Consider the following 20,656-nt stretch of genomic DNA (forward strand, 5'->3'; position numbering starts at 1 on the left):
TTTTGAGAACAGGAACGAGAAATATCGCAAGAAACCCGGTTTCTGAAATGGTGAGTGCATCCATTAACTTCTGAATTATTACTTTAGGGTTCACGTATGAGGTCAACAAACTAAAGCTGTGTCTACTACGCCCCCTACTTCTCAACTCTCAACTATCAACTGTCAACTATCAACTGACAACTGACTACTGACTAATTAACAAATCGGCCGTTGTCCGGGTTTTACGGCGTGAATGTACTCGCTGCCCGATGTCGGCCATCCCCGCTTATAATAGGCTTCCTCCGGCTTCCCCCAGCCCAACTGCAACAAAATTTCCAGAAAATCCAACTTTTCCCACTTCGATAGACTCGCCCATTCTGTACGCTGGGTTAGAGCCTCTACATCAATTGGCTCGATCGATCTAAAATCCTTCCCGCTGTTAATACTCAAATACAAATCCATCCCCGCAGTTACCCGCTGCCAGAATTCCAACATCGCAATCTTAGCTGCTTTCAGAGTCATCAAATCGATCGGTAGAGCGATTAATTCGTCATTGACTGCCGGATAGCGTAGAGTATTGCCTTTAACCGTCATTTCCCGCCAGACAATCCCAGAAACTTGATGTTCCCTCTGGTATTCGTGCACGGCCGCCTTAAAATTTTGATATGCAGTGAACTTTTGAACGCCCTCAGATTTGAGAAAGCGGTCAATTACGGGGTTCCCTGTAGCATCCGTTTCAGTCAAATTGAGACGCCGCCCGTGCAAGCAGGCTTGGCGCTCTTCTTCGAGGATTTTAATGAGTTGGGCCGTGCTGTAAACCTTGGGCATCTTTATTCAAGCAAAATCAATACATTTGCTGGTCTGGCTGATTTTCTAGGCTAATTTTCAGTAAAGATTGTTTTTTTTGAGCAATATCACTTTTGCGGTTATTGTAACTTTTCTTTGTGCTTAATTCTCGTTTGATAGTTTACAGGAGTTGAATTGAGAAATCCCGAAAGCTTCTTGAAAAAAGCAGTTAAGAAGATACTGAATCGCGAGTTAGGCTGGGAAGTGTGCCAAGGGCTTACCTGGCGGGATTTTTCGCCAAAAACAAAGCCCCCTCGAAGGAGGAGGCTAAACTGAGTTAAAGGTTTGGGAGTTTTATTTGGCGGATCGATCGCACAAACCGCTAAAAAATCAGCATTCGCACCTGCTGTCAACCACCAAAACTCAGATTTTCAGTCTCAAAGCTTAGTAGCGTCGTGAAGAGCGATCCTTGTCGCCCCAGCCGCCGCCGCCACCCGAAGAGCGTTTGTTGTCTTCGCGAGGTTTAGCTTTGTTGACTTTCAAGTCGCGGCCCATCCACTCAGCACCGTCTAGGGCTGCGATGGCTGCTGATTCTTCTGCTTCGCTTGCCATTTCAACAAAAGCAAAACCCCGCATCTTGCCTGTTTCCCTGTCCGTTGGCAGTTGAACCCGGCTAACGGTACCGTACTCGGCAAATACTTGGCTGAGGTCTTCTGATGATACCTCGTAGGAAAGATTACCAACGTAAATCGACATAAAATCTCCAGAATCATTAGGGTGCAGAGAGTTAGATTCGGAGAGACGCTTGTAAATAAATACCAACAAACTACGCAACCGAATTTAATTCTTGAAAAACTACTATAACATGAAGTCAGCAGAATCAGCAATTGCCTGTGCTAATTTTTAATTTAGGGTGCTGTCGGGCAATCTCCCACAGAAAGTATTCTTGATAACTGACATCTTGCACTATTGGCCCATCACCTTGTTTTTTTGCTGCGGGATCGAGCTGATGGCTGAAATTTTTCGTTGGTGATGGCAGCGGGGCCGAAAAAAGGCTGTCCACCTTGATTTACTTAGAAAGGATCGTGGATGCGCGATCGCATTTCGGCGATGATTTGGGTTTTGTTTAAAGCTGGCCAAAAGCTGAGCAGGTTCGAGCTTTCAAATTCGGAAATTGCCTGATCTGCCTGCTGTAGCGAATTTTCGCGTGGCTGTTGGGAAGTGGAACTCGCAACTGCGATCGAGTTGTCTGATTGTGTCATTTTTGTTGTCAGTTGGATCTGTTAATATTTGCCTATAATTAATCACTTCTGCGATCGCACTTGATCGGAATAGATTAACATTATTTTAGGGTTTAATTAGTTTTTTTTATATACCGCAGAGGGCGCAGAGAACCCAGAGAAAGAGAGAAGAAGATATATCTCAGTAAGTTTTTCCTTATTCCTTCTTCCTTACTTCCTTAGGTGAACTGTCAACTGTCAACTGTCAACTGTCAACTCTTCCTTCTTCCTTCTTCCTTCTTCCTTCTTCCTTCTTCCTTCTTCCCCCTTACCATTTTCCTGGGATTGCGTCTTTGAGTCTCAATTCTTCTCGACTTACTAGAGCTTCGTAGTAATCTGGTTTGATTTCTAGGGCGACTCCGTAAGAACTAATTGCATCTTGAGTCCGCTGCAATTTTTGCAAAACGTCGCCCCGCTGCGCCCAAGCTTCCCAGTTGTCCGGCTTGAGTTGAATCACTTGGTCAAAAGCGACGAGTGCTTCGGAATAGCGCTGCATTTTCCCTAGCATCAAACCTCGCTGCACCCAGCCTTGATAGCTGTCTGGCCAGATAGTAATTGCTCGATCGTATGATGCTAGACTTTGCTCGTACTGCTGCAAATTTGACAGGGCGTTGCCACGTTTCAACCAAGCTTCAAAATTGTCTGGCACGTTTTTAATGACGCGGTTGTAAGCTGCGACGGCTTCTTCGTAACGCTGCAATTTTTCTAGCGCTGCGCCTTGCTGCAAGCCTACTTTTGATGTAATTTCTGCTTCTGAACTGAGAGAGATTACTTTATCATAACAGGTGATCGCTTCTTCGTATTGCTGCAATTTTTCGAGTGCTTCGCCTCGCAAATTCCAAGCTTCTAGAAAATTACCTTCAATTTGGAGGGCATTGCTGTAAGCGATGATCGCATCTTTGTAGCGTTCCATTTCTGCTAGGGCGATACCTCTACCCAGCCATGCTTCGGGGAAATTCGGATTAATTTGAATCGCTTGGTCAAAAGCAGCGATCGCACCTTCATGATCTCTTGATTCTGACAGTGTTTGACCGCGCCCGATCCATGCTTCGGGATAAGCAGGATTCATTTGAATTGCGCGATCGAAACAAGCAATTGCCCCATCGCGCCACTGGTGTTTGAGGGCCATGCCTTTATACAACCAAGCTTCGCAGTCGTTGGGTTGGAGTTGCAGCACGCGATCGTAAGCTGTGACTGCTTCTCCATATTTGTGCAATTTTGCCGAAGCAATGCCCCGATTGAACCAAGCCAGACTGTTTTGTGGTTGCAGTTGAATGGCGCGATCGTAAGAAGTTACAGCTTCAGCGTAGCGTTCGGCCTTCATCAGAGCCAAACCTCGGTTTAGCCAAGCTTCCCAATTGTTCGGGACGAGTTTGAGAGCGCGATCGTAGGCAGCCACAGCCTCAGGGTAGCGCGAGGCTTGCAGTAATACGCTGCCTTGCCTATACCACATCGCGGGCAAATTTGGATGAATTTGGGTGGCTTTTTTGTAACAGGTTGCTGCTTTATCCCACTCCTGCAATTCCTCTAAAACTCTGCCCTGCTGATACCAAGCTTCGTGCTTTTCTGGATTGATTTCAATTGCTTTGTCGAAAGTTGCGATCGCCTCCGGGTGATTCTGCAAACTTAACAGTGCTGTCCCGCGGAGCATCCAGGCCCAATATTCTTCGGGGTTAATGGCGATCGCTCGATCGCAACAGGCCACCGTTTCTGCCCAGGAGTGCAGTTGCTTGTAAGCTTTGCCCAGATTCAGCCACGCCCGAGTCCAATCCGGCTTAATTTGCACCGCTTTTCCGTAGCAAATGATTGCCGCTTCGTACCTTCCCGAGGCGTACTGTCTATTACCCCGATCGTAATCTGGAAATGCTGCAAAAATTCTTAAAATCGGCGGCAGCAAAGCTGGTTGGGGGTTTGAGGAGTTTTCCGTGGCATTCGTCGAGAAGTCTGGCATACGCCTTACATATATAAAATTTAGTGGGTTAACAAGCTTGCGGTCTTAATATATTAACTTATGCTTTATTTTAACTCGTTGCTGTTTTGAAACCAATCTACCATATCAGGTCTGGTCTGCTGTGACAAATTATGTTTACTTAACTGTATGTGTATAAAATTATGCACTCCCCCCACTTTCGGTAGACGACTGTACAATACAGGCAGGACCAAAATAAATATGTCCTGATTCAGATTTCAAATCAAATTTAATATGTTATTTGTGCACGCACTTTTAGATTTCACGGACTGCTTTACAGATCGTAATTCGGGGTCGATCGACCTTTCCTGCAATTATTGGTACGAAGGCCGTTGTCCTCAAAGCGGGGATCTGCTGAGACTGCCCCGCACTCAAATGTCTGAGGAGATCGCCAGGGGCTTGATGCAGTACCTGGCTGCTGACAATTCCTGCACTACCGAGGGCAAGATGTACGGTATATTGCTGGTGGAGATGCCTTGGGGGGAACAGCGGATTCTGAAAGCATTTTCCGGGATGCTGAACGGTTGCAGCGTTGTTGACGGCTGGGTGCCGCCGATTCCAGGACGATCGCGAGTTGCATTCGAGGAAGCCCGCACGTTGGCCCAATTGGAGGCGATGAAACAGGAACTGATTGCACTGAATCAACTCCCGCAGCGACAGGATTATACGGCTTTATTGGGCGAGTTTGAATTGCAATTGCAAGTTTTGAATGAGCGCCACCGCAATTGCAAGCAGCAGCGAGACGAAAAACGCCAGTTGCTGTGTCAAACTATCGCAGGAGAAACACTCTTAATTGCATTGGAAGAACTGAATCAAGCCAGCCGTTTGGAGGGAATTGAACGGAGGCAATTGAAACGGCAGCGGGATGAAATATTGCAGCCACTAAAACAATTAATTGAAGCTGCTGACGGGCGGATGCGGACGCTGAAACAGGAGCGAAAAGAACTTTCCCGCGAACTTCAGACGCAGATGCACGCGGCTTACACTCTGGTGAATTTTTTGGGAAAATCGCGATCGATCCAGGAATTGATGCCAGCTAATTCTATTCCCACTGGCACCGGTGACTGCTGCGCGCCAAAATTGCTGCACTGCGCGGCAGTACACAATTTGAAACCGCTAGCAATGGCTGAGTTTTGGTGGGGGCCGCCATCGGGGGATAAGGTTCAGGGAGAATTTTACGGTGCTTGTGGCGATCGATGTCAGCCACTCATGGGTTTTTTGCTGTCAGGATTGTCGCCAAATCCAAGTATTTCGCAACCGAAAGCTTACCCGGATTTTCAATCGTCGGCTAATCACAAAACTCGGTCACAAGTCCGATCGCAAACATTTTCACATCAGCATTTTAGTGGCGGGTTAGAAGCCCGCCCCACAAGTGAGAAAAATTCTGGTGGAACGGGCATCTTGCCTGTTACCGATCGCAGTACAATCACTGATTACCAGCAAATGCTGCCGATTGTTTATGAAGATAAATGGTTGATTGCGATCAACAAACCCTCAGCTTTGCTGTCAGTTCCCGGCCGTTATTTGGCAAATCAAGATAGCGTGCTAAGTCGCTTGCGGAACTTGTTACCGGATGGGTTAGAACTGACTGCGGTGCATCGCTTAGATTTAGGAACATCTGGGATTTTGCTGCTAACACGGGACAAAGAAACCGCCAGTCAAATCAGGCAGCAATTTGAGAAACGCCAGGTTCACAAAGTTTATGAAGCAGTGCTTTCGGGGACTGTCAACATAGAGGCGGGGACGATCGAACTGCCGATCGCCGAAGACGCGGAAAATTCCCTGCTTCAGCAAGTTGATTGGGAGTTCGGAAAACCCAGCGTTACTCGCTTTCGGGTAATGGCGCAACAGGGAAATTACGATCGCGTGGAGTTTTTGCCACTGACGGGGCGCACGCATCAATTGAGGGTTCATGCAGCGGATGTTCGAGGGTTGGGAATACCGATTTTGGGCGATCGACTGTACGGATGTCGCGCTGCTGCGAGCCGGCTACACTTGCACGCGCGGGAGCTTTCCTTTGAGCATCCGCAGTTGGGATCGAGGCTGCACTTACGGGCGGCGACGCCATTTTGAGAAAAGGGCGATCGCGCACAACGAGCGATAATTGATCGCAAATGTGTGATGCCGTTAGTATTGCGGGCGATCGATGATCGATTCAAGTTATGCTCATAAGCGATCGAACTCTGAATTTCCCTGATTCTTCAGTTGAAAAAATACCAAAACCATGAATACCCCAACAACTTCTCCACTCCTACTCAGTCCCTTCAAATTGGGAGATTTATCCTTAAAAAACCGGGTAGTCATGGCACCCCTGACACGGAGCAGAGCTGGTGAAACGCGGATGCCCAATGCTTTGATGGCAGAGTATTACGCTCAGCGGGCCTCCGCTGGTTTAATCATTACAGAAGCTACGGTGATTTCTACTCAAGCTAATGGTTGGCTGAATACGCCCGGTATTTATTCAGACGAGCAAGGCGAAGCTTGGAAACAAGTTGTGACTGCGGTTCATGCCCGCGAAACACCAATTTTCATGCAGCTTTGGCACTGCGGGCGGGCTTCCCACAGTAATTTTCATGAAAACAATCAATTACCAGTTGCAGCGTCTGCCATCAAAATCAACGGAGAAGGCATTCATACCCCTGCGGGCAAACAACCCTACGAAACTCCCCGCGCTCTCTTAACAGATGAAATTTCGCTGGTTGTGGAAGATTATCGCAAGGCCGCAGAACGGGCAAAAATGGCAGGTTTTGACGGTGTAGAAATTCACGCGGCTAACGGCTATTTAATTGACACGTTCCTGCAAACTAAAACCAATCACCGCACTGATTCCTATGGCGGCAAAGTCGAAAATCGTTACCGTTTTCTTAAAGAAATTGTGGAGGCGATTCTGACAGTATTGCCTGCCAACCGAGTTGGAGTTAGACTTTCTCCCAACGGTGTTTACAATGATATGGGTTCTCCCGAATATCGGGAAGATTTTCTGTATTTCGCGGGTCAGTTAAATGCCTATGATTTAGCTTATCTTCACCTGGTGGATGGTTTAGCTTTTGGCTTTCATGAATTGGGTTCGCAAATGGTGATAGGAGAGTTTCGCGATGTGTTTTCCAAGCCGCTGATTGGCAACTGCGGATATACTCAAGAACAGGCTGAAACGGCCTTGAGCAGCGAAGTTGCGGATTTAATTGCTTTTGGTCGGGATTTTATCAGCAATCCAGATTTGGTAGAGCGTTTTGCTAATGGTTGGCCGCTCAATCCGCCTGCGGAAGTTGGCGTCTGGTATTCTTTTGGCCCGGAAGGTTATATTGACTTTCCTACTTATCAGGAACCGGCAGCTATTTCTTAGTTTAGTCGATCGCACGGGGCGGAGCGATATCAAGTATCGCAACCGCTTTCGTGGGTTAGGAAGCCATGCCAGTAAGATATGCAAAACTCCCAATCAGTCGCCTAACTTGAGCCAAAGCTTCTTCGCCTGCAATCGGTTGCACTGAAGCATCCCGAACCTCGTCTCTGCGTCTTTTTGCTTCAGTAATCCAAACTGCCTGAATTGCTGAGTCGGTGTCGAATTCTCAGCTTTCTACCAATTTGTCTGCAAGGAGTGCCCTTGATTCATTAAGTAAAGATAATATTTATTCTGTCAGTTGCTCGATCGACTGCATAGCTCCTCGCAGAATACTAAAGTCTAAACTTATTGTAACAGTTGAGATCTAGAACGTTTGGGCCTATCCTATTAACCTGAGGGTATCTCAAAAGATCCGAGCTGCTAGCTCAGCTTTTGAGATACCCCAAAATAATCAGTAGCGATCGAAGCATTTTTAAGAAAATGGCACAAAATCACAAGTCAACGGTTATCATTACCGGCGCATCCTCCGGCGTCGGATTATACGGCGCTAAAGCCCTTGCAGACAAAGGATGGCACGTAGTCATGGCCTGTCGCGACGTGCGCAAAGCCGGAGATGCCGCCCAAGAGTTGGGCATACCTCAAGGCAGTTTCACGATTATGCAGATTGACTTGGGCGATTTGGAAAGCGTGCGCCGATTTGCTAGGGAATTCAAGTCAAGCAACAAGCCTCTAGACGCTTTGGTGTGCAACGCGGCTATCTATATGCCTTTGATTAAGGAACCGCTGCGAAGCCCTGAAGGTTACGAGTTGACGATGACTACCAATCACCTTGGTCATTTCCTACTATGCAACCTGATGATGGATAGTATGAAGCCTTCGTATTATCAAGATGCCAGAATCGTGATTTTGGGAACTGTAACTCACAATCCAGACGAGTTGGGCGGCAAGATTCCGCCACGCCCGGATTTGGGCAAGTTTGAGGGTTTTGAAGCGGGTTTCAAAGACTCGATTTCGATGGTTGATGGCAAGAAGTTTGAACCAGTCAAGGCTTACAAAGATAGCAAAGTTTGTAACGTGCTGACGATGCGGGAACTGCACCGCCGCTTTCACGAATCCACGGGGATTAATTTCACTTCGCTGTATCCGGGATGCGTCGCGGATACGCCACTTTTCCGCAATCACTACCCTTTATTTCAGAAGCTTTTCCCGCTGTTTCAGAAGAATATCACCGGCGGTTATGTGTCGCAGGAGTTGGCGGGCGAAAGGTTAGCGATGGTGGTTGCAGATCCAGAATACAAGCAATCTGGCGCTTATTGGAGTTGGGGAAATCGGCAGAAAAAAGATGGCAAATCTTTTGTGCAGAAGGTTTCTCCGCAAGCCCGCGATGATGAAAAAGCTGAGCGGATGTGGGAGTTGAGCGCTAAGTTGGTGGGATTGGCTGACGGGGCCCAAATGGGTGCTGCTAGTGCGGGTCGTTCTGCATAATTCATCTCGTTTCCGGTTGCATCGGAATTATATATTTGAATCGTCGTCAAGAGTGCGATTTCAAGAGTGCGATCGTCCCCGATCGCGAGTGTCAATCACGCGAGTGGGGACGATCGTACTACAAATGCAAAAATGAGCATATATTGTAGGGTGCGTCAAGCCAAAAATCTAATTATTTCTTACACAACCTAAGTCTGACGCACCTTATACATCAAAATTTATGAACAGAATATTTCGCGCGATCGCTCTGATTTTAATCGCATTAAGCTGCATTGCTGCTGTTTTAATTCAGCCATCGCGATCGGCCTTAACCGCACCAACTCCAGCGCAGCAATTCGGAGTTCGAGGAGGAAATGTCGCTCAAACAACTAATTTTGAACGGCACTTTCAAGAATTAGGAGTAGAAGGATCGATCGCCATTTATGACTTGAATAGCGATCGGCTTTATCAACACAACCCGCAGCGCAACAGCACAGCTTTTTTACCCGCATCTACATTTAAAATTCTCAACTCCCTGATTTCCTTAGAAACCGGCGTAATTGCCAATGAACTTGCAATTCTAACTTGGGATGGAATTGAAAGGCAAATTCCCGCCTGGAATCGAGACTTGAACATGAGAGAAGCCATCAAACTTTCCGCCGTCTGGTTTTACCAAGTTCTCGCGCGCCGAGTCGGACACGAGCAAATGCAAAAATGGGTAGCAAAAGCCGATTATGGCAACCAAAACATTGGAAAAAAAGATGATATTGACAAATTTTGGTTAGAAGGAGAACTGCGAATCACACCCAACCAGCAAATTCAATTCTTGCGCCGTCTCCACAAAAACGATTTACCATTTTCCGAGCGATCGCTCTCTCTAGTTAAAGATATCATGATTGTCGAACAAACCCCCGATTACACAATCAGGGCAAAAACAGGCTGGGCTGGCTTTGGAGAGCAAACAGAGACTCAAATTGGCTGGTATGTCGGTTATTTAGAGCAGAATAAAAACGCTTACTTTTTTGCAACAAACATTGACATTCGCAGTACAAAGGATGGAGCAGTTAGAATCGAGTTAACGCGCCAATGCTTGAAGGATATCGGGCTGCTGTAAATGCTTTATCTGTTCTCTAATAAAAAGCGTGTGGGTAGTTCTTCTAAAATCTTACCATTTCATATCTTGAAAAACATCTGCGTGTAAGCTGTTGTGCATTTAAATTGTATATTTTGATGACAATCAAAAATCCTCTCCCCCTCTCCCCCTCTCCCTTTCTCCCCCTCTCCCCCTCAATCGCCATACACAATCTATCTATATGAGTAACAGCTTATCTGTGTTAATCTGCCTCGATCTGCGGTTTCCCGATCGCTCAAAAAATCACGCAATAAGTTTACCAATTACCAATTACCTTTTTCCCAACCTTACCAAAACTCAAAATCTTTTTAATACTTAACAATTTATTTTGCGAAATGCAGGTGACAACTGCTGTATCAAAAGGCTAAGCTAGTTGCAAGCTTTGGAACTAGGCACGAAACGCAGCAAATTTCACTCGCCTTTAAAATATGGCAAAAGAATTAGCAATAGACACTCGCGGACTCACCAAACAATTCGATCGCCATATTGCCGTCAATGACATCGATTTGCAAGTCGCCGCCGGAGAAATTTGCGGGCTGATCGGCCCCAACGGTGCCGGCAAAACTACCTTGTTGCGAATGTTAGCCGCCGCTGAAGAACCGACTACAGGGGAGATTTACATCAACGGCTGTCCCTTGTTGCGCGATCGATCTAATCCCACTCTCAAACAGCACATCGGTTTTCTTCCCGACGATTTTCCGCTGTACGACGACCTGACTGTGTGGGATTATTTAGATTACTTTGCTCGATTGTATAACCTGCGACAACCCCGCCGCCGAGAACGCATCTATGCAGTTTTAGAACTCGTGCAATTAACCAACAAACGCAACAGCTTAATTTCCACTCTGTCGCGGGGGATGAAACAGCGCCTGAGTTTGGGACGAACTATTATTCACGAACCGCTGTTGCTGCTGTTAGACGAACCAGTTTCGGGTTTAGATCCGATCGCGCGATCGCAATTTCGCGAAATTATCAAAGCTGTGCAACAAGCCGGCATGACCGTAGTCATATCTTCTCACGTTCTCAGCGATTTAGCCGAACTTTGCACCTGGGTAGGGATTATGGAACTCGGTTATCTTGTCGAAAGCGCCCCTTTGCAAGAACTTTACAAACGCCTCGGAAAACAGCAAATTTTTATGGCAACTTTGGGCGATTTAGCAGCGCTGACATCGGAACTCAAAAACTTTCCTTGGGTAGAAAGTTGGGAAATCTTGCCGGAAACTCAGCAGGTGTGCGCTCATTTTTCGGGAAGCCGGGAAGATGCTGCACATTTATTGCGATCGCTCGTCAATGCTAACATTCCCCTCACGGAATTTCACTGCACTCAAGAAAACCTAGAAACTATCTTCCTCAAGATGGGACACAAACAAGCATCTTGACAGTTGACAGTTGTCAGTTGACAGTTGTCAGTTGACAGTTGACAGTTGACAGTTGTCAGTTGACAGTTGAGGGCGACTTTTTCACTCATAACTCAAAACAATTACCTATGAACACAAACATACTAGATACAATTGGTAACTGGAATTCCCAGTTATTCCGAGAACTCAAAGGTCGGCTGAAAATGGGCAAAATTGCGATCGTCAGCGCCTTTTCCCTCAGCGCTCAACTGCTGCTAATCTTGTATTGGCGCGCCCAGCTACCCGTTGCCACTCCTGTCGGTAATTACATTGATTCCAGCAGATTTTGCACCGAATCAAATGACAATGGTAAGCGGATAATATGCATCAAAGATGCGGCAGGAAATTTTATCATTAACTGGCCGTCTTGGTGGCTACAAATATTTGTTGTGCTGAGCATATTTAGTGCGATCGCACTTTTAGTAGCCGGCACTTATCTACTCGTCAGCGACTTAGACAAAGAGGAACGTCGAGGCACACTCAACTTTATTCGCCTCAGTCCCCAATCTGCCACCACAATTTTTCTCGGCAAAATTCTCGGTGTCCCAATTTTATTGTATCTCGCAGCAATTCTGGCTGTACCGCTCCACGTCTACAGCGGATTAGCAGCTCAAATACCTCTGTATCATATTTTATGTTTCGACATAGCAATGGTAGCTAGCTGTGCTTTATTCTACAGCGGCGCGATGCTATTTGGCTTAACAACCAGTTGGTTGGGAGGGTTTCAACCTTGGTTGGCTAGCGCTGCGGTTTTGACTTTTATTACCACAGCTTTTTGTGCACCGTCAGTCGGCAATGCTGCTGATTTGCTAACATTTTTGTCTCCGGCTGCTGTCCTCAAACAGGTAGTTTATCAAGTTAATGAGTCATCCCATTCTAACCTTAATGGGTTAATTGAAAAATTCAACGATCTCGAATGGTTTCATTTGCAGGTTGGCGAAAATCTTTTGGCTTCTACCGCCTTATCTTTATTGATTTGTGGGGTGGCAACCTACTGGATGTGGCAGGGATGGCAGCGCCGTTTCCCCAACCCCAGCGCCACTGTTTTGAGCAAGCGACAAAGTTATTTGCTGGTGATTTGCTATCAGTCAATAATTTTAGGGTTTGCACTCCAATCAAATAGGTACTCGATTGACGGTATCGCCTTTTTATTGATTCCAAATTTGATGGTATTTTTAGCTTTAATTGCGGCTTTAACCTCGGAAAGACAAGCTTTGTACGATTGGGCGAGATATCGGAAACAAATCGTTCCCAGCAGTCATAAATCGTGGCGCAGATACCCGATACTAGATTTAATTTGGAGTGAAAAAAGTCCGGCATCAGTTGCAATAGCAATCAATCTCCTCAGTTCGACAGTGATTTTAATACCTTGGCTGCTGGTGAATCCCAACGCTTTTCCGAGCATGATTACCTTCATCAATCTCATCCTGATTTACGCGGCTGTTACCCAACTATTCATGTTCGCAAAAATCCGAAACCAGGCAGTTTTGGCGGCTTGTACAGTCGGAGGCGCTATCTCTTTACCACCAATTATTTTGTATATGCTTTCCCTCACCCCAGAAAAAGCTCCTTTCATTTGGCTGTCTTTAGTATTTCCCGTCTTTGGATCGTCGGCCCTGGAGAGCGCGTCAGGACATACTATTTTGCTCTCAATCCTCGGCCAGTGGACTGTGTTGGTGCTGCTGAATTTGCAATTGAGGCGGCAACTCCGAATCGCTGGGGAATCGGCATCTAAAGCTTTGCTGAAGGCTTGAAAAAATAAAACGGCGGTTTCAACCGCCTGCTATTTTGGAAACTGTCGGATGTTTCAATCGAGAAGGGAGTTGAGCCAGTCATGGACTTCTCCTTTTTTAATGCGATTTGATGATTCCGAATCAAAGGCATCTTTCAAAACTTCAGACATGACTATTTCATATGCGGGGTGATTGCGTTCTATTAAGTCGAGTTTTTCATAACTCAATTCTGTGATGTCTTCAAGAATAATTGGTTGCGTTGAAATTGCTTGAGGCAGTATATATTTATGAGCTTTTGTCCCAGAAAATTCACCGTGATTCATACTAGCTTTTTTCAATTAAGTGAGGTAGGTGGATCTGGATCGTAGTGCAAGTAATACCAATTTAAAAAATCCTTGCTACAATACTCTTCGTTGAGTTTGTTTCCTCAAATATTATCGCGCGTGCTGGTGCGTCGATCGCTAGATTTTTCGTCTTTTTTTGAGTAAAATCGATGGCGACACTACGAATCTTTACTCTTTAGTCGGCGTCCGGCTGACATCGTTTGTGTAGACGCGGTTGAAACCGCCGATTTTTTTCGGTTTGTCACTAACTATACTTGCGGCCGCGCCACTGAGTAGGCTGATTTAAAGCAGAAATCAGAATTCGCACAAACGCCAGCGGATCGGCCAAAGGTGACAGCCAAAACAGCCATTTACCCGATGCTTGAGTTGTATCGTAACTCGGAGCGATCGCAAAACACAAAGCCGATCGCACCGCCACCAAAAATACATTCAATCCCCACAGCCAAAACTGCGGAAACGCGCCCACAGCAGGCACAGAACCAGACAACAAATACCACAGGACGATCGGCACCGGCAAACCTTGAACCGCGAATAACAGCCACAAATCGCCCCAAATTTGACCGCTAGAAGCAGCATCTTTCAAATCGAGCGATCGCCCCCACTCATTCCAAGTCTCGATCGCCCCCTCATACATCCGCACCTTCAACACCTTCGCCCCATCCAAAAAACCCACCTTAAAGCCCTGAGCCGCAGCATAGCGAGCCAAAGTCACATCATCGCAAAAAGAACCTTTTGCCACCTCATAGCCCCCTAAAGCCACCAAAACCTCGCGCTTGCACAAGAAACACTGACCGTTTGCCATCACCCGTTCCGGCACATCGCCGCCAGTTCCCGTCGGCCCGAACCGATAAACCAAAGTCATTAACAGCGCAGGTTGCAGCCACAACTCGCCCGGATATTTGAGGATAAACTGCGGCGACAGCGAAATCAAATCATAATTTCCAGCAGCAGCCGTTTTGAGCAAACTCGCAATCAAACCCGGATGCGGCTGAGTATCCGCATCTATCCCCAAAATCCACTCGCACTTCTCGGAACTTGCCAAAAAACCCCAATTCAGCGCCCACGGACGACCAACCCAACCCGTCGGTAGCGGATCGTCGTTAATCAACCGAAACCGGGGGTCTTTTTCGGCGGCAGCTTTGACTAAATCCCCTGTTCCATCTACCGAATAGCTGTCAACTACGATCGCCTCTCGGAGCTCGTAACTTTGGCGGCTCAATCCTTCCAAACAAGGCGCAATTCTCTCTGCTTCGTTCAAAGTCGGCACCACCGCCGTACAAGCACCAAGCATATCCAGTGTCGGCGAATCCGGTTCTAGGGGCGGGATGCGCGATGGGCCTTTAATTAAGCGCGACATTAAAAGGGCGGCGGCGGGTAATTGCAGCAGCAGGAGTGCGATAGGGATGATGCTTGTCAAGAGATTTGGGAGGTTGGGGGCGATGGGGGAAATCAATTTAAAATAAGGAAGTTGATCAAATTTTGACTTAAAACATATTACAGCAATTGGGCTTGAAAATATCGCTGAAAAACCCGGTTTCTTGCCGAAACCGGGTTTTTAAAGTAGCTCAAACATTCCTGCTTAGATCGCAATAGGGTTCCTTTAAGCACAATCTGACTTTTAAAAGAGTGAAGTAGGGAGCCTCGGAAGCTTGATATTGTCGGGAAAAACTCACAATCTCACAACTGACGCAGGCCCGCAATAAATGGTGCATCAGAATTAGATTTTCGGTGATGATTGAGAATTACTTTTCCTGACGCACCCTACCGCTAATCTCTAGCTGAAAAAACCCGGTTTCTTGTCAAAACCGAGTTTTTAAACTAGCTGAAAAATTCGTGTAAATTTTTGCCAAATCAGCCGCGATTGCTCATTAGCCGCTTACTTACGCAAAGCGCCCACGCGCTGAGATGGAATTTCAGCTTTGAGAGCAGATTCCAAAGATGGAATTGCTTCAGTTACGTCATCTACTGCGGGTTTTGCAATCCTGCTTAACACGATCGCCGGAACTACACCCAGAAGCACAGCTAGCGATGTCGGGAACCAGAACCGAGAATCCAAGGAAGTGACAGTGATAATTGCTCCGAAAGCAAAGTTTACCAAATAAACAATTAAGGGCAAACTCAATTCCGATCGCTCTAATTTAATCGACGTTTTTCTCCAGAAGAAAGCTGCTACAGACATAAATAGAGCCCCCGTGCCCATCCATCCCGCCAAATTGCGGTAAGGCATCCCAAAGAAAGCCCCAAGTTCCTCAAACTCCCAAAAAGGTACAGAAGTTTGACTCATCGCCGGATCTAGTACAAAATCCCAAGCTGTCAATAATAGAGCGCCAAGGGCGATCGCCCCTATTTGGCGCACCCAGTTCAGTTCGCCTTTACCACCAGCGACTCCAGCGCGAGCAATTATATATGAAACCAGTCCTAGATAAAACCACGACAGGGGAATTGTAAACGGCACCAGCCCTGCAATTTTGTAGCCCAAACCGCTCAAATAGTGGTAATGGCCGAAGGGAAAACCGGTACTGGTTCCCAACAACTCGCTACTCAAAGATAAAAACACCGAAGGCACCAAAAATGCCAGAGTTGCGCCCAAACCCAACGTCCGAAAGGCATAGAGAGCAACCGCTGCTGCACCAAAAATGATATAAACTACTCCACCTCCAGCCATCCCCCATTGGAACAAAGTTTGTCCAGCGGGCGGTAAATTCATCACCAATTCGGGGCGGGGTAAAATCAGCAGCAACCCTGCCAATCCAAAAGCCATTGATAAGACGTGGGCTATCAGGCAAAAGCGCTCAGCAATCAAAAGTTGCTTCATAAGACTCCTCGAAAAAATATCAGATGCAGAAAGCACTCGTTAACAGTTTACAATCTTTAACAATCTTTAACAAAAAACCAACACAAACTGGGCACAGGCATTTTTCCAAGATTTACGCCCAGGGCCGAGAAACCCAGTTTATTAACGGATTGGCTGCAACAAGCCTAGACAAGATTGCAAAAATAGCTGGGACAGGCAAGATGCCCGTCCCACAAAGATGGTTTTTTCTGGTGGCTGGGACTGGCCGGAGAGCCCGTCCCAAAAATTTTTTCCCAGGCGAGGCAGAGCCTCTAGATATCGATACCCAGGAGAAGAACCAATGACCAATGACCAATGACCACTGACCAGTTTACTGCCAATTCCCCACCAGTACGAAAGGCGCCCAGAAATAGGGATTTTGATAATCTGGGTTTTGCAGCAGGGTTAATTGAGCGTTGCGGAGGGCTTCAGCTTTGCTGGTTTTAGCAGCAGCAAGCTGTCGGTAAAACTCAGTCATAAAAATAGCTGTAGATTCGTCGTTGACTTGCCAAAGGGTCGCGACTGTGCTGCGGGCACCCGATCGAATTGCGGCGCCAGCTAAACCCAAAGCCGCCCGGTTATCGCCGGAAGCAGTTTCGCAAGCACTCAATACCAAAAGCTCGATCGGCTGTTGTTTCTCCCCAGTGCGCGATCGCAGCAGTCGATCGAACTCCTTAACATTCACCCGCTCGTCCCAAGTCACAATAAAAGTATCCGCCGCATTCGAGCTAAACTGACCGTGAGTTGCCAAATGGACGATCGGGTAAGACAAAGCTTTCATGCGATCGCGCAACCGCCCGCTGACAAAATCTTGATTTAGCAGCGCACTCGCCGGCATCTGGGCTGAAATTTGTTCAATTTCCTGTTTCACCCCCGGCAAAGCCGAGAAGCCTTGACGCGCTTCCGACAGGCCACCAGTCAGCACTTTTAACTTGACTTGACTCAGCGGTTTCGGTGCCAGCAATTGCAGTCCCGGCGCCAAAGCAATACTGTACTTTTCTATCAAAAACTGTTCGCCATCGTGCAGCACCGCCATTGGCAGATTTCGCAAATAACCATCGAGCACAAATACCAGCGTTTTAATCCCGCTGGCAGTCAAATCCGCCTCTGCGGGGCGGATTAACCAGTCGTAAACCTGTTGAATAGGTGGCAACCTGTCGCGGACAAAAGCAGAAGGCCTGATCGTATTTTTAGCTAGTCTGAAGGCAGTTTCTAACTCGGCTTGAGACTTTTTAGTCGTGTAGCGGCGCAGGGGTTTGCCCGGAATTGATAAAATTACCTCCAAACGATCGCTTAAAATAATTGGATAAATCACCGCCGCCGTCGGATCGATTGCCTCGATCGACTTTGGTTTAGCATCAGCACAAGCATCCCGAAAAAAGTTATCCAATTCCGCCAACTGCAAAGATTCCACCGTTTGGCGCGCCTGTTTCAACTTATCTTGACTGGGGGATTCATCTTGCAAAAGCAGCCCGACTAATTCCCGATAAACCGGTTCGGCACTTTCCCGAAACGAAAATTGCACTTCGGGATTGACTGTCACCAAATCACCGCGCAGAGAAGACAGTACATTCACAGCTTGAGTATATTGAACGATCGCCCCATCTGCATCTCCCTTAGCTTTCCGAATCCGTCCAAGTTGCCACAATAATTGGTAAGCAATATCGGGAGATTGAAACGCCGGTGCTAAACTCAAAGCCTGAATTGTCAAACTTTCGGCTTTCTCATACTGCTTTTGGATTTCCGATAGTTTGCCTTTAGCTGCCAGAATGTAAGCTTGTATTCGTTTGTCGCCCAAACTATTTGCTGGTTCCAGAGAGCGATCGAGCATTTTGTCAATATCGCTAAAACTCAAAGTTTTCCCAGGCGACTGAGCTAATTTCATCAAGCTTTGAGCTAGATTAATTTTAGCATAAAGTCCCGCGCGATTCGACGGAAATTGAGCGACTTGAGGTTCGATGGAACGCCACAAAACTTGTGCTTCCGAAGCATTTTGGTTGTCGGCCAACAGACTCAACTGATTCAATCTCGCCTGCATCCCGATAGTTGATTTCCCCGGCATAGCCTCTGCCGATCGAGTATAATATTCTAAGGCCGAGCGTTCCAAATCAGCCCGTTGTGGCGCTTTCAAACCCGGTTGATTGCTTTTCGCCCGTTGAGTATTGCCCAGATTTAGATAAATTGCCGCTTCCTCTTCTTTCAGACCCAAATTGCGAGCCGCTTCCAGTCCTGTTAATAACAATTCATTGGAACGTTCGAGTTGTCCCAAAACCCGCATCACCCTTCCTAAAGCATTAATTGCTCGAGTTTTTTCCAGGGAAAACGATTGATTTTTTAAACTTGTCAAACCTGCGGGCAAAACTTCGCAAGTTTTGTTTTCCAGGTTCAAAGAAGCTAACAAAATTTTGCAAGCTCTGGGGTAAAGTCCGAGAGTTTCCCAAGCGCGACTTTGATTGATTTGAACTTGAAAAAGTTGATTGTTGCGATCGATTTGCTCGAATATTTTAGCAGCTTGCGTCCAAATGTCGATCGCATCTTGAGTCTGCCCTCGTTCAAGTTGCAACTGTCCTTGAATGTTGAGAGTTTCCGCCAAAATCCGCTGTTGTTCAGGAGTTTTCGGTTGCGCCCGCACCACCGACAAACTCGAATTCACAGCTTTTTCTGCTGGTTCCCAAAGTGTCAACTGCCCGTAGGTTGCAGCTAAATTGCTCAAAGCCGTGGCGCGATCAAGATTTTGACCTTTTGCCTCAAACTGCGCCGCCGCTTGCTGTAACAGCGGTACAGCCTCGGAAAAACGTTCCGCAGCGTACAGAGTTCGAGCTTGTCTCAGAATCTGCACTCCTTGTGGTGACTGAATCTGAGCAACTGCGGGAGGAATCGCCACGGCTAGCAGACAGGATATCAGAAATAAGATAATTGCTTGTCGGAGCGATCGGGTAAACTTCATATAAGCTTAGAGCACTTGTATTTTAAATCGATTGAAAACCCCAGACCAAAACCTGTGGGAGCGTAGATGAGCACCAATATTTATCCCTGTTGATCCGCCTTGATCCGCAGTAAAAAACATCTTGTCAGCGCGGCGGACAAACAGAATGCGATCGAGGATGGCGATCGTCAGCAGCATTACCCGGATTGTATCCAACCAGTGTAACTTCTCCTTGAGCATTCACCACCCAACCCCGCGCCGGAACAACTTCCCAAGCTTTTTTCTCCATTTCTTCCCGCATTCCTTCTTCCCTCTTCCCTCTTCCTTCTTCTTCCTCCCTTCTTCCTTCTTCCTTCTTCCTTCTTCCTTCTTCTTCCACCCACGGAAACGGTGTTTCTGCGCTGCTGAGGGCATCGTTAGGACTCGGTGCCACTCCCCCTTTCCCAGTAACTGTAAACTCGTTCTCGCCCCCTTCAATGCAGGGATTTGCCGCAATTAATGCAGCCGGATCGACAACATTTTGCGGCAACTCCACTAAACCTTGAGCGGGATTCACCCCAGCAGCGCTGAATGTAACAGTCCCTTGCAAAGCCGGGCCCCCACTTTGGGAAATAGCCGCAATATCGCTGGTAGGAACTAGAGAAGTAGGACTTACTTGCAAATTTGTAAATTGAGCATCTGTTAATCCCAAATTGCCTCGAACCTGTTCACGAGTGGCTGCTGTAAACCCGAAAACATTGGGGACATTGATATTAACCCGACCACCCCCGGCCGATCGCGCATTAGCAGTAATATCGCTATTTTCCTTGGGTAAACCAGCGAGAAGACTGCTGTTAATATTGATGTTCCCACCGTCAGAACTACCTGCATCCGTTGTAATTCTGCTCCCGCGCCGCAACTGGATATCTCGCGCTTGGAGGTTGATATTTGCTCCTGTACCCGATACAGTCGTGCCATTAATGCTGCCTTTGTTGTCCAGTGCGATCGAGTTGGCGACAACATTAATATTACCAGCGCGTCCGGTTCCCAACGCCTGGACATTGACCGTCGCTCCATCCCGGATACTCAATCGATCGACATTCAGATTCACCGAACCCGCATTCGCCGTAGCCTTGGGATTGGAAAAGGTCAACACGCTGCCAACAGAAGCCTCAATTTTACTAATAAATCGACCGTTATTCCCACTGCCAATGACTTCTACACGACCCGCATCAATCGTGACGTTTCCGGCATCTCCCGCGCCTAAAGATGCCGCAGTAATTATGCCTCCATCCCGCAGGATCAGCACGGGGGTGTAAATTTGGATATCGCCTGCCCGATTCGAGGTAGTGGTTTGAGTGGCGAGAAAACTAGGAATCTGACCCATATTATTCGCCAAAACTCCAGAGACACCTGCCAATACTTCTCGGTTAAGCCCTATCGTCAAGTAAACTGGTGTTGATTCGTGGATCAGCGAGGGTAAAATTGATGGCA

14 protein-coding genes and 2 pseudogenes are annotated in these 20,656 nt (G+C 47.1%); 6 read left to right on the forward strand and 10 right to left on the reverse strand.

Annotation, left to right across the window (positions count from 1 at the left end; genetic code table 11):
• Nucleotides 1-195: 195 nt before the first annotated feature.
• From QUB66_RS19405 to QUB66_RS19420, 4 genes are all read right to left on the reverse strand, one after another.
• Nucleotides 196-807, reverse strand: a complete 612-nt coding sequence (locus tag QUB66_RS19405; protein ID WP_265234324.1) for a hypothetical protein — start codon at nucleotides 805-807, stop codon at nucleotides 196-198.
• A gap of 402 nt (nucleotides 808-1,209) precedes the next feature.
• Complete coding sequence (locus QUB66_RS19410) at nucleotides 1,210-1,521, reverse strand: RNA recognition motif domain-containing protein (protein ID WP_265234323.1); 312 nt, start codon at nucleotides 1,519-1,521, stop codon at nucleotides 1,210-1,212.
• Nucleotides 1,522-1,838: 317 nt separating this feature from the next.
• Entirely contained in the window at nucleotides 1,839-2,027 is a 189-nt protein-coding gene (locus tag QUB66_RS19415) for a hypothetical protein (RefSeq protein ID WP_332969267.1), read from the reverse strand.
• Nucleotides 2,028-2,313: 286 nt separating this feature from the next.
• Entirely contained in the window at nucleotides 2,314-3,996 is a 1,683-nt protein-coding gene (locus QUB66_RS19420) for a tetratricopeptide repeat protein (RefSeq protein ID WP_332969266.1), read from the reverse strand.
• Between the two features lie 252 nt (nucleotides 3,997-4,248).
• Between QUB66_RS19420 and QUB66_RS19425 the strand changes: the two genes are divergently transcribed.
• Both QUB66_RS19425 and QUB66_RS19430 read left to right on the forward strand, forming a co-directional pair.
• On the forward strand, nucleotides 4,249-6,087 hold the full coding sequence (locus tag QUB66_RS19425) for an RluA family pseudouridine synthase (protein WP_332969264.1): 1,839 nt from the start codon (nucleotides 4,249-4,251) through the stop codon (nucleotides 6,085-6,087).
• A gap of 151 nt (nucleotides 6,088-6,238) precedes the next feature.
• The gene (locus QUB66_RS19430; RefSeq protein WP_265234318.1) at nucleotides 6,239-7,357 is read left to right on the forward strand and encodes an alkene reductase; all 1,119 of its coding nucleotides are present in this window, start codon (nucleotides 6,239-6,241) and stop codon (nucleotides 7,355-7,357) included.
• A 55-nt stretch (nucleotides 7,358-7,412) separates the two neighbouring features.
• Here the strand turns inward: QUB66_RS19430 and QUB66_RS19435 are convergent.
• Nucleotides 7,413-7,562, reverse strand: a pseudogene (locus QUB66_RS19435) (hypothetical protein); the annotation flags it as partial.
• 272 nt (nucleotides 7,563-7,834) lie between these two features.
• Between QUB66_RS19435 and QUB66_RS19440 the strand changes: the two are divergent.
• From QUB66_RS19440 to QUB66_RS19455, 4 genes are all read left to right on the forward strand, one after another.
• Nucleotides 7,835-8,839, forward strand: coding sequence for a protochlorophyllide reductase (locus QUB66_RS19440; RefSeq protein ID WP_265234317.1), 1,005 nt, complete (start codon nucleotides 7,835-7,837; stop codon nucleotides 8,837-8,839).
• A 220-nt stretch (nucleotides 8,840-9,059) separates the two neighbouring features.
• The gene (gene blaOXA / locus QUB66_RS19445) at nucleotides 9,060-9,932 is read left to right on the forward strand and encodes a class D beta-lactamase (RefSeq protein WP_265234316.1); all 873 of its coding nucleotides are present in this window, start codon (nucleotides 9,060-9,062) and stop codon (nucleotides 9,930-9,932) included.
• A 446-nt stretch (nucleotides 9,933-10,378) separates the two neighbouring features.
• Complete coding sequence (locus QUB66_RS19450) at nucleotides 10,379-11,329, forward strand: ABC transporter ATP-binding protein (RefSeq protein WP_332969262.1); 951 nt, start codon at nucleotides 10,379-10,381, stop codon at nucleotides 11,327-11,329.
• A gap of 107 nt (nucleotides 11,330-11,436) precedes the next feature.
• Nucleotides 11,437-13,101 carry a hypothetical protein gene (locus QUB66_RS19455; RefSeq protein ID WP_332969260.1) on the forward strand — a complete coding sequence of 555 codons (1,665 nt, stop codon included), beginning with the start codon at nucleotides 11,437-11,439 and terminating at the stop codon, nucleotides 13,099-13,101.
• Between the two features lie 53 nt (nucleotides 13,102-13,154).
• On the opposite strand, the gene QUB66_RS19460 is transcribed toward QUB66_RS19455, so the two are convergent.
• From QUB66_RS19460 to QUB66_RS19480, 5 genes and pseudogenes are all read right to left on the reverse strand, one after another.
• Nucleotides 13,155-13,403, reverse strand: a complete 249-nt coding sequence (locus tag QUB66_RS19460) for a hypothetical protein (RefSeq protein ID WP_332969259.1) — start codon at nucleotides 13,401-13,403, stop codon at nucleotides 13,155-13,157.
• A gap of 265 nt (nucleotides 13,404-13,668) precedes the next feature.
• Complete coding sequence (gene cruG, locus QUB66_RS19465) at nucleotides 13,669-14,877, reverse strand: 2'-O-glycosyltransferase CruG (RefSeq protein WP_442923311.1); 1,209 nt, start codon at nucleotides 14,875-14,877, stop codon at nucleotides 13,669-13,671.
• A 423-nt stretch (nucleotides 14,878-15,300) separates the two neighbouring features.
• The gene (gene cruF, locus QUB66_RS19470; RefSeq protein WP_265234311.1) at nucleotides 15,301-16,239 is read right to left on the reverse strand and encodes a gamma-carotene 1'-hydroxylase CruF; all 939 of its coding nucleotides are present in this window, start codon (nucleotides 16,237-16,239) and stop codon (nucleotides 15,301-15,303) included.
• Between the two features lie 349 nt (nucleotides 16,240-16,588).
• Nucleotides 16,589-19,204: a CHAT domain-containing protein gene (locus QUB66_RS19475; RefSeq protein ID WP_332969256.1), complete on the reverse strand. Its 2,616-nt coding sequence runs from the start codon at nucleotides 19,202-19,204 to the stop codon at nucleotides 16,589-16,591.
• A 124-nt stretch (nucleotides 19,205-19,328) separates the two neighbouring features.
• A pseudogene (locus QUB66_RS19480) lies at nucleotides 19,329-20,656 on the reverse strand (filamentous hemagglutinin); the annotation flags it as partial.

This window comes from Microcoleus sp. A2-C3, from assembly GCF_036706065.1.
In the GTDB taxonomy this organism is placed as follows: Bacteria; Cyanobacteriota; Cyanobacteriia; order Cyanobacteriales; family Microcoleaceae; genus Microcoleus.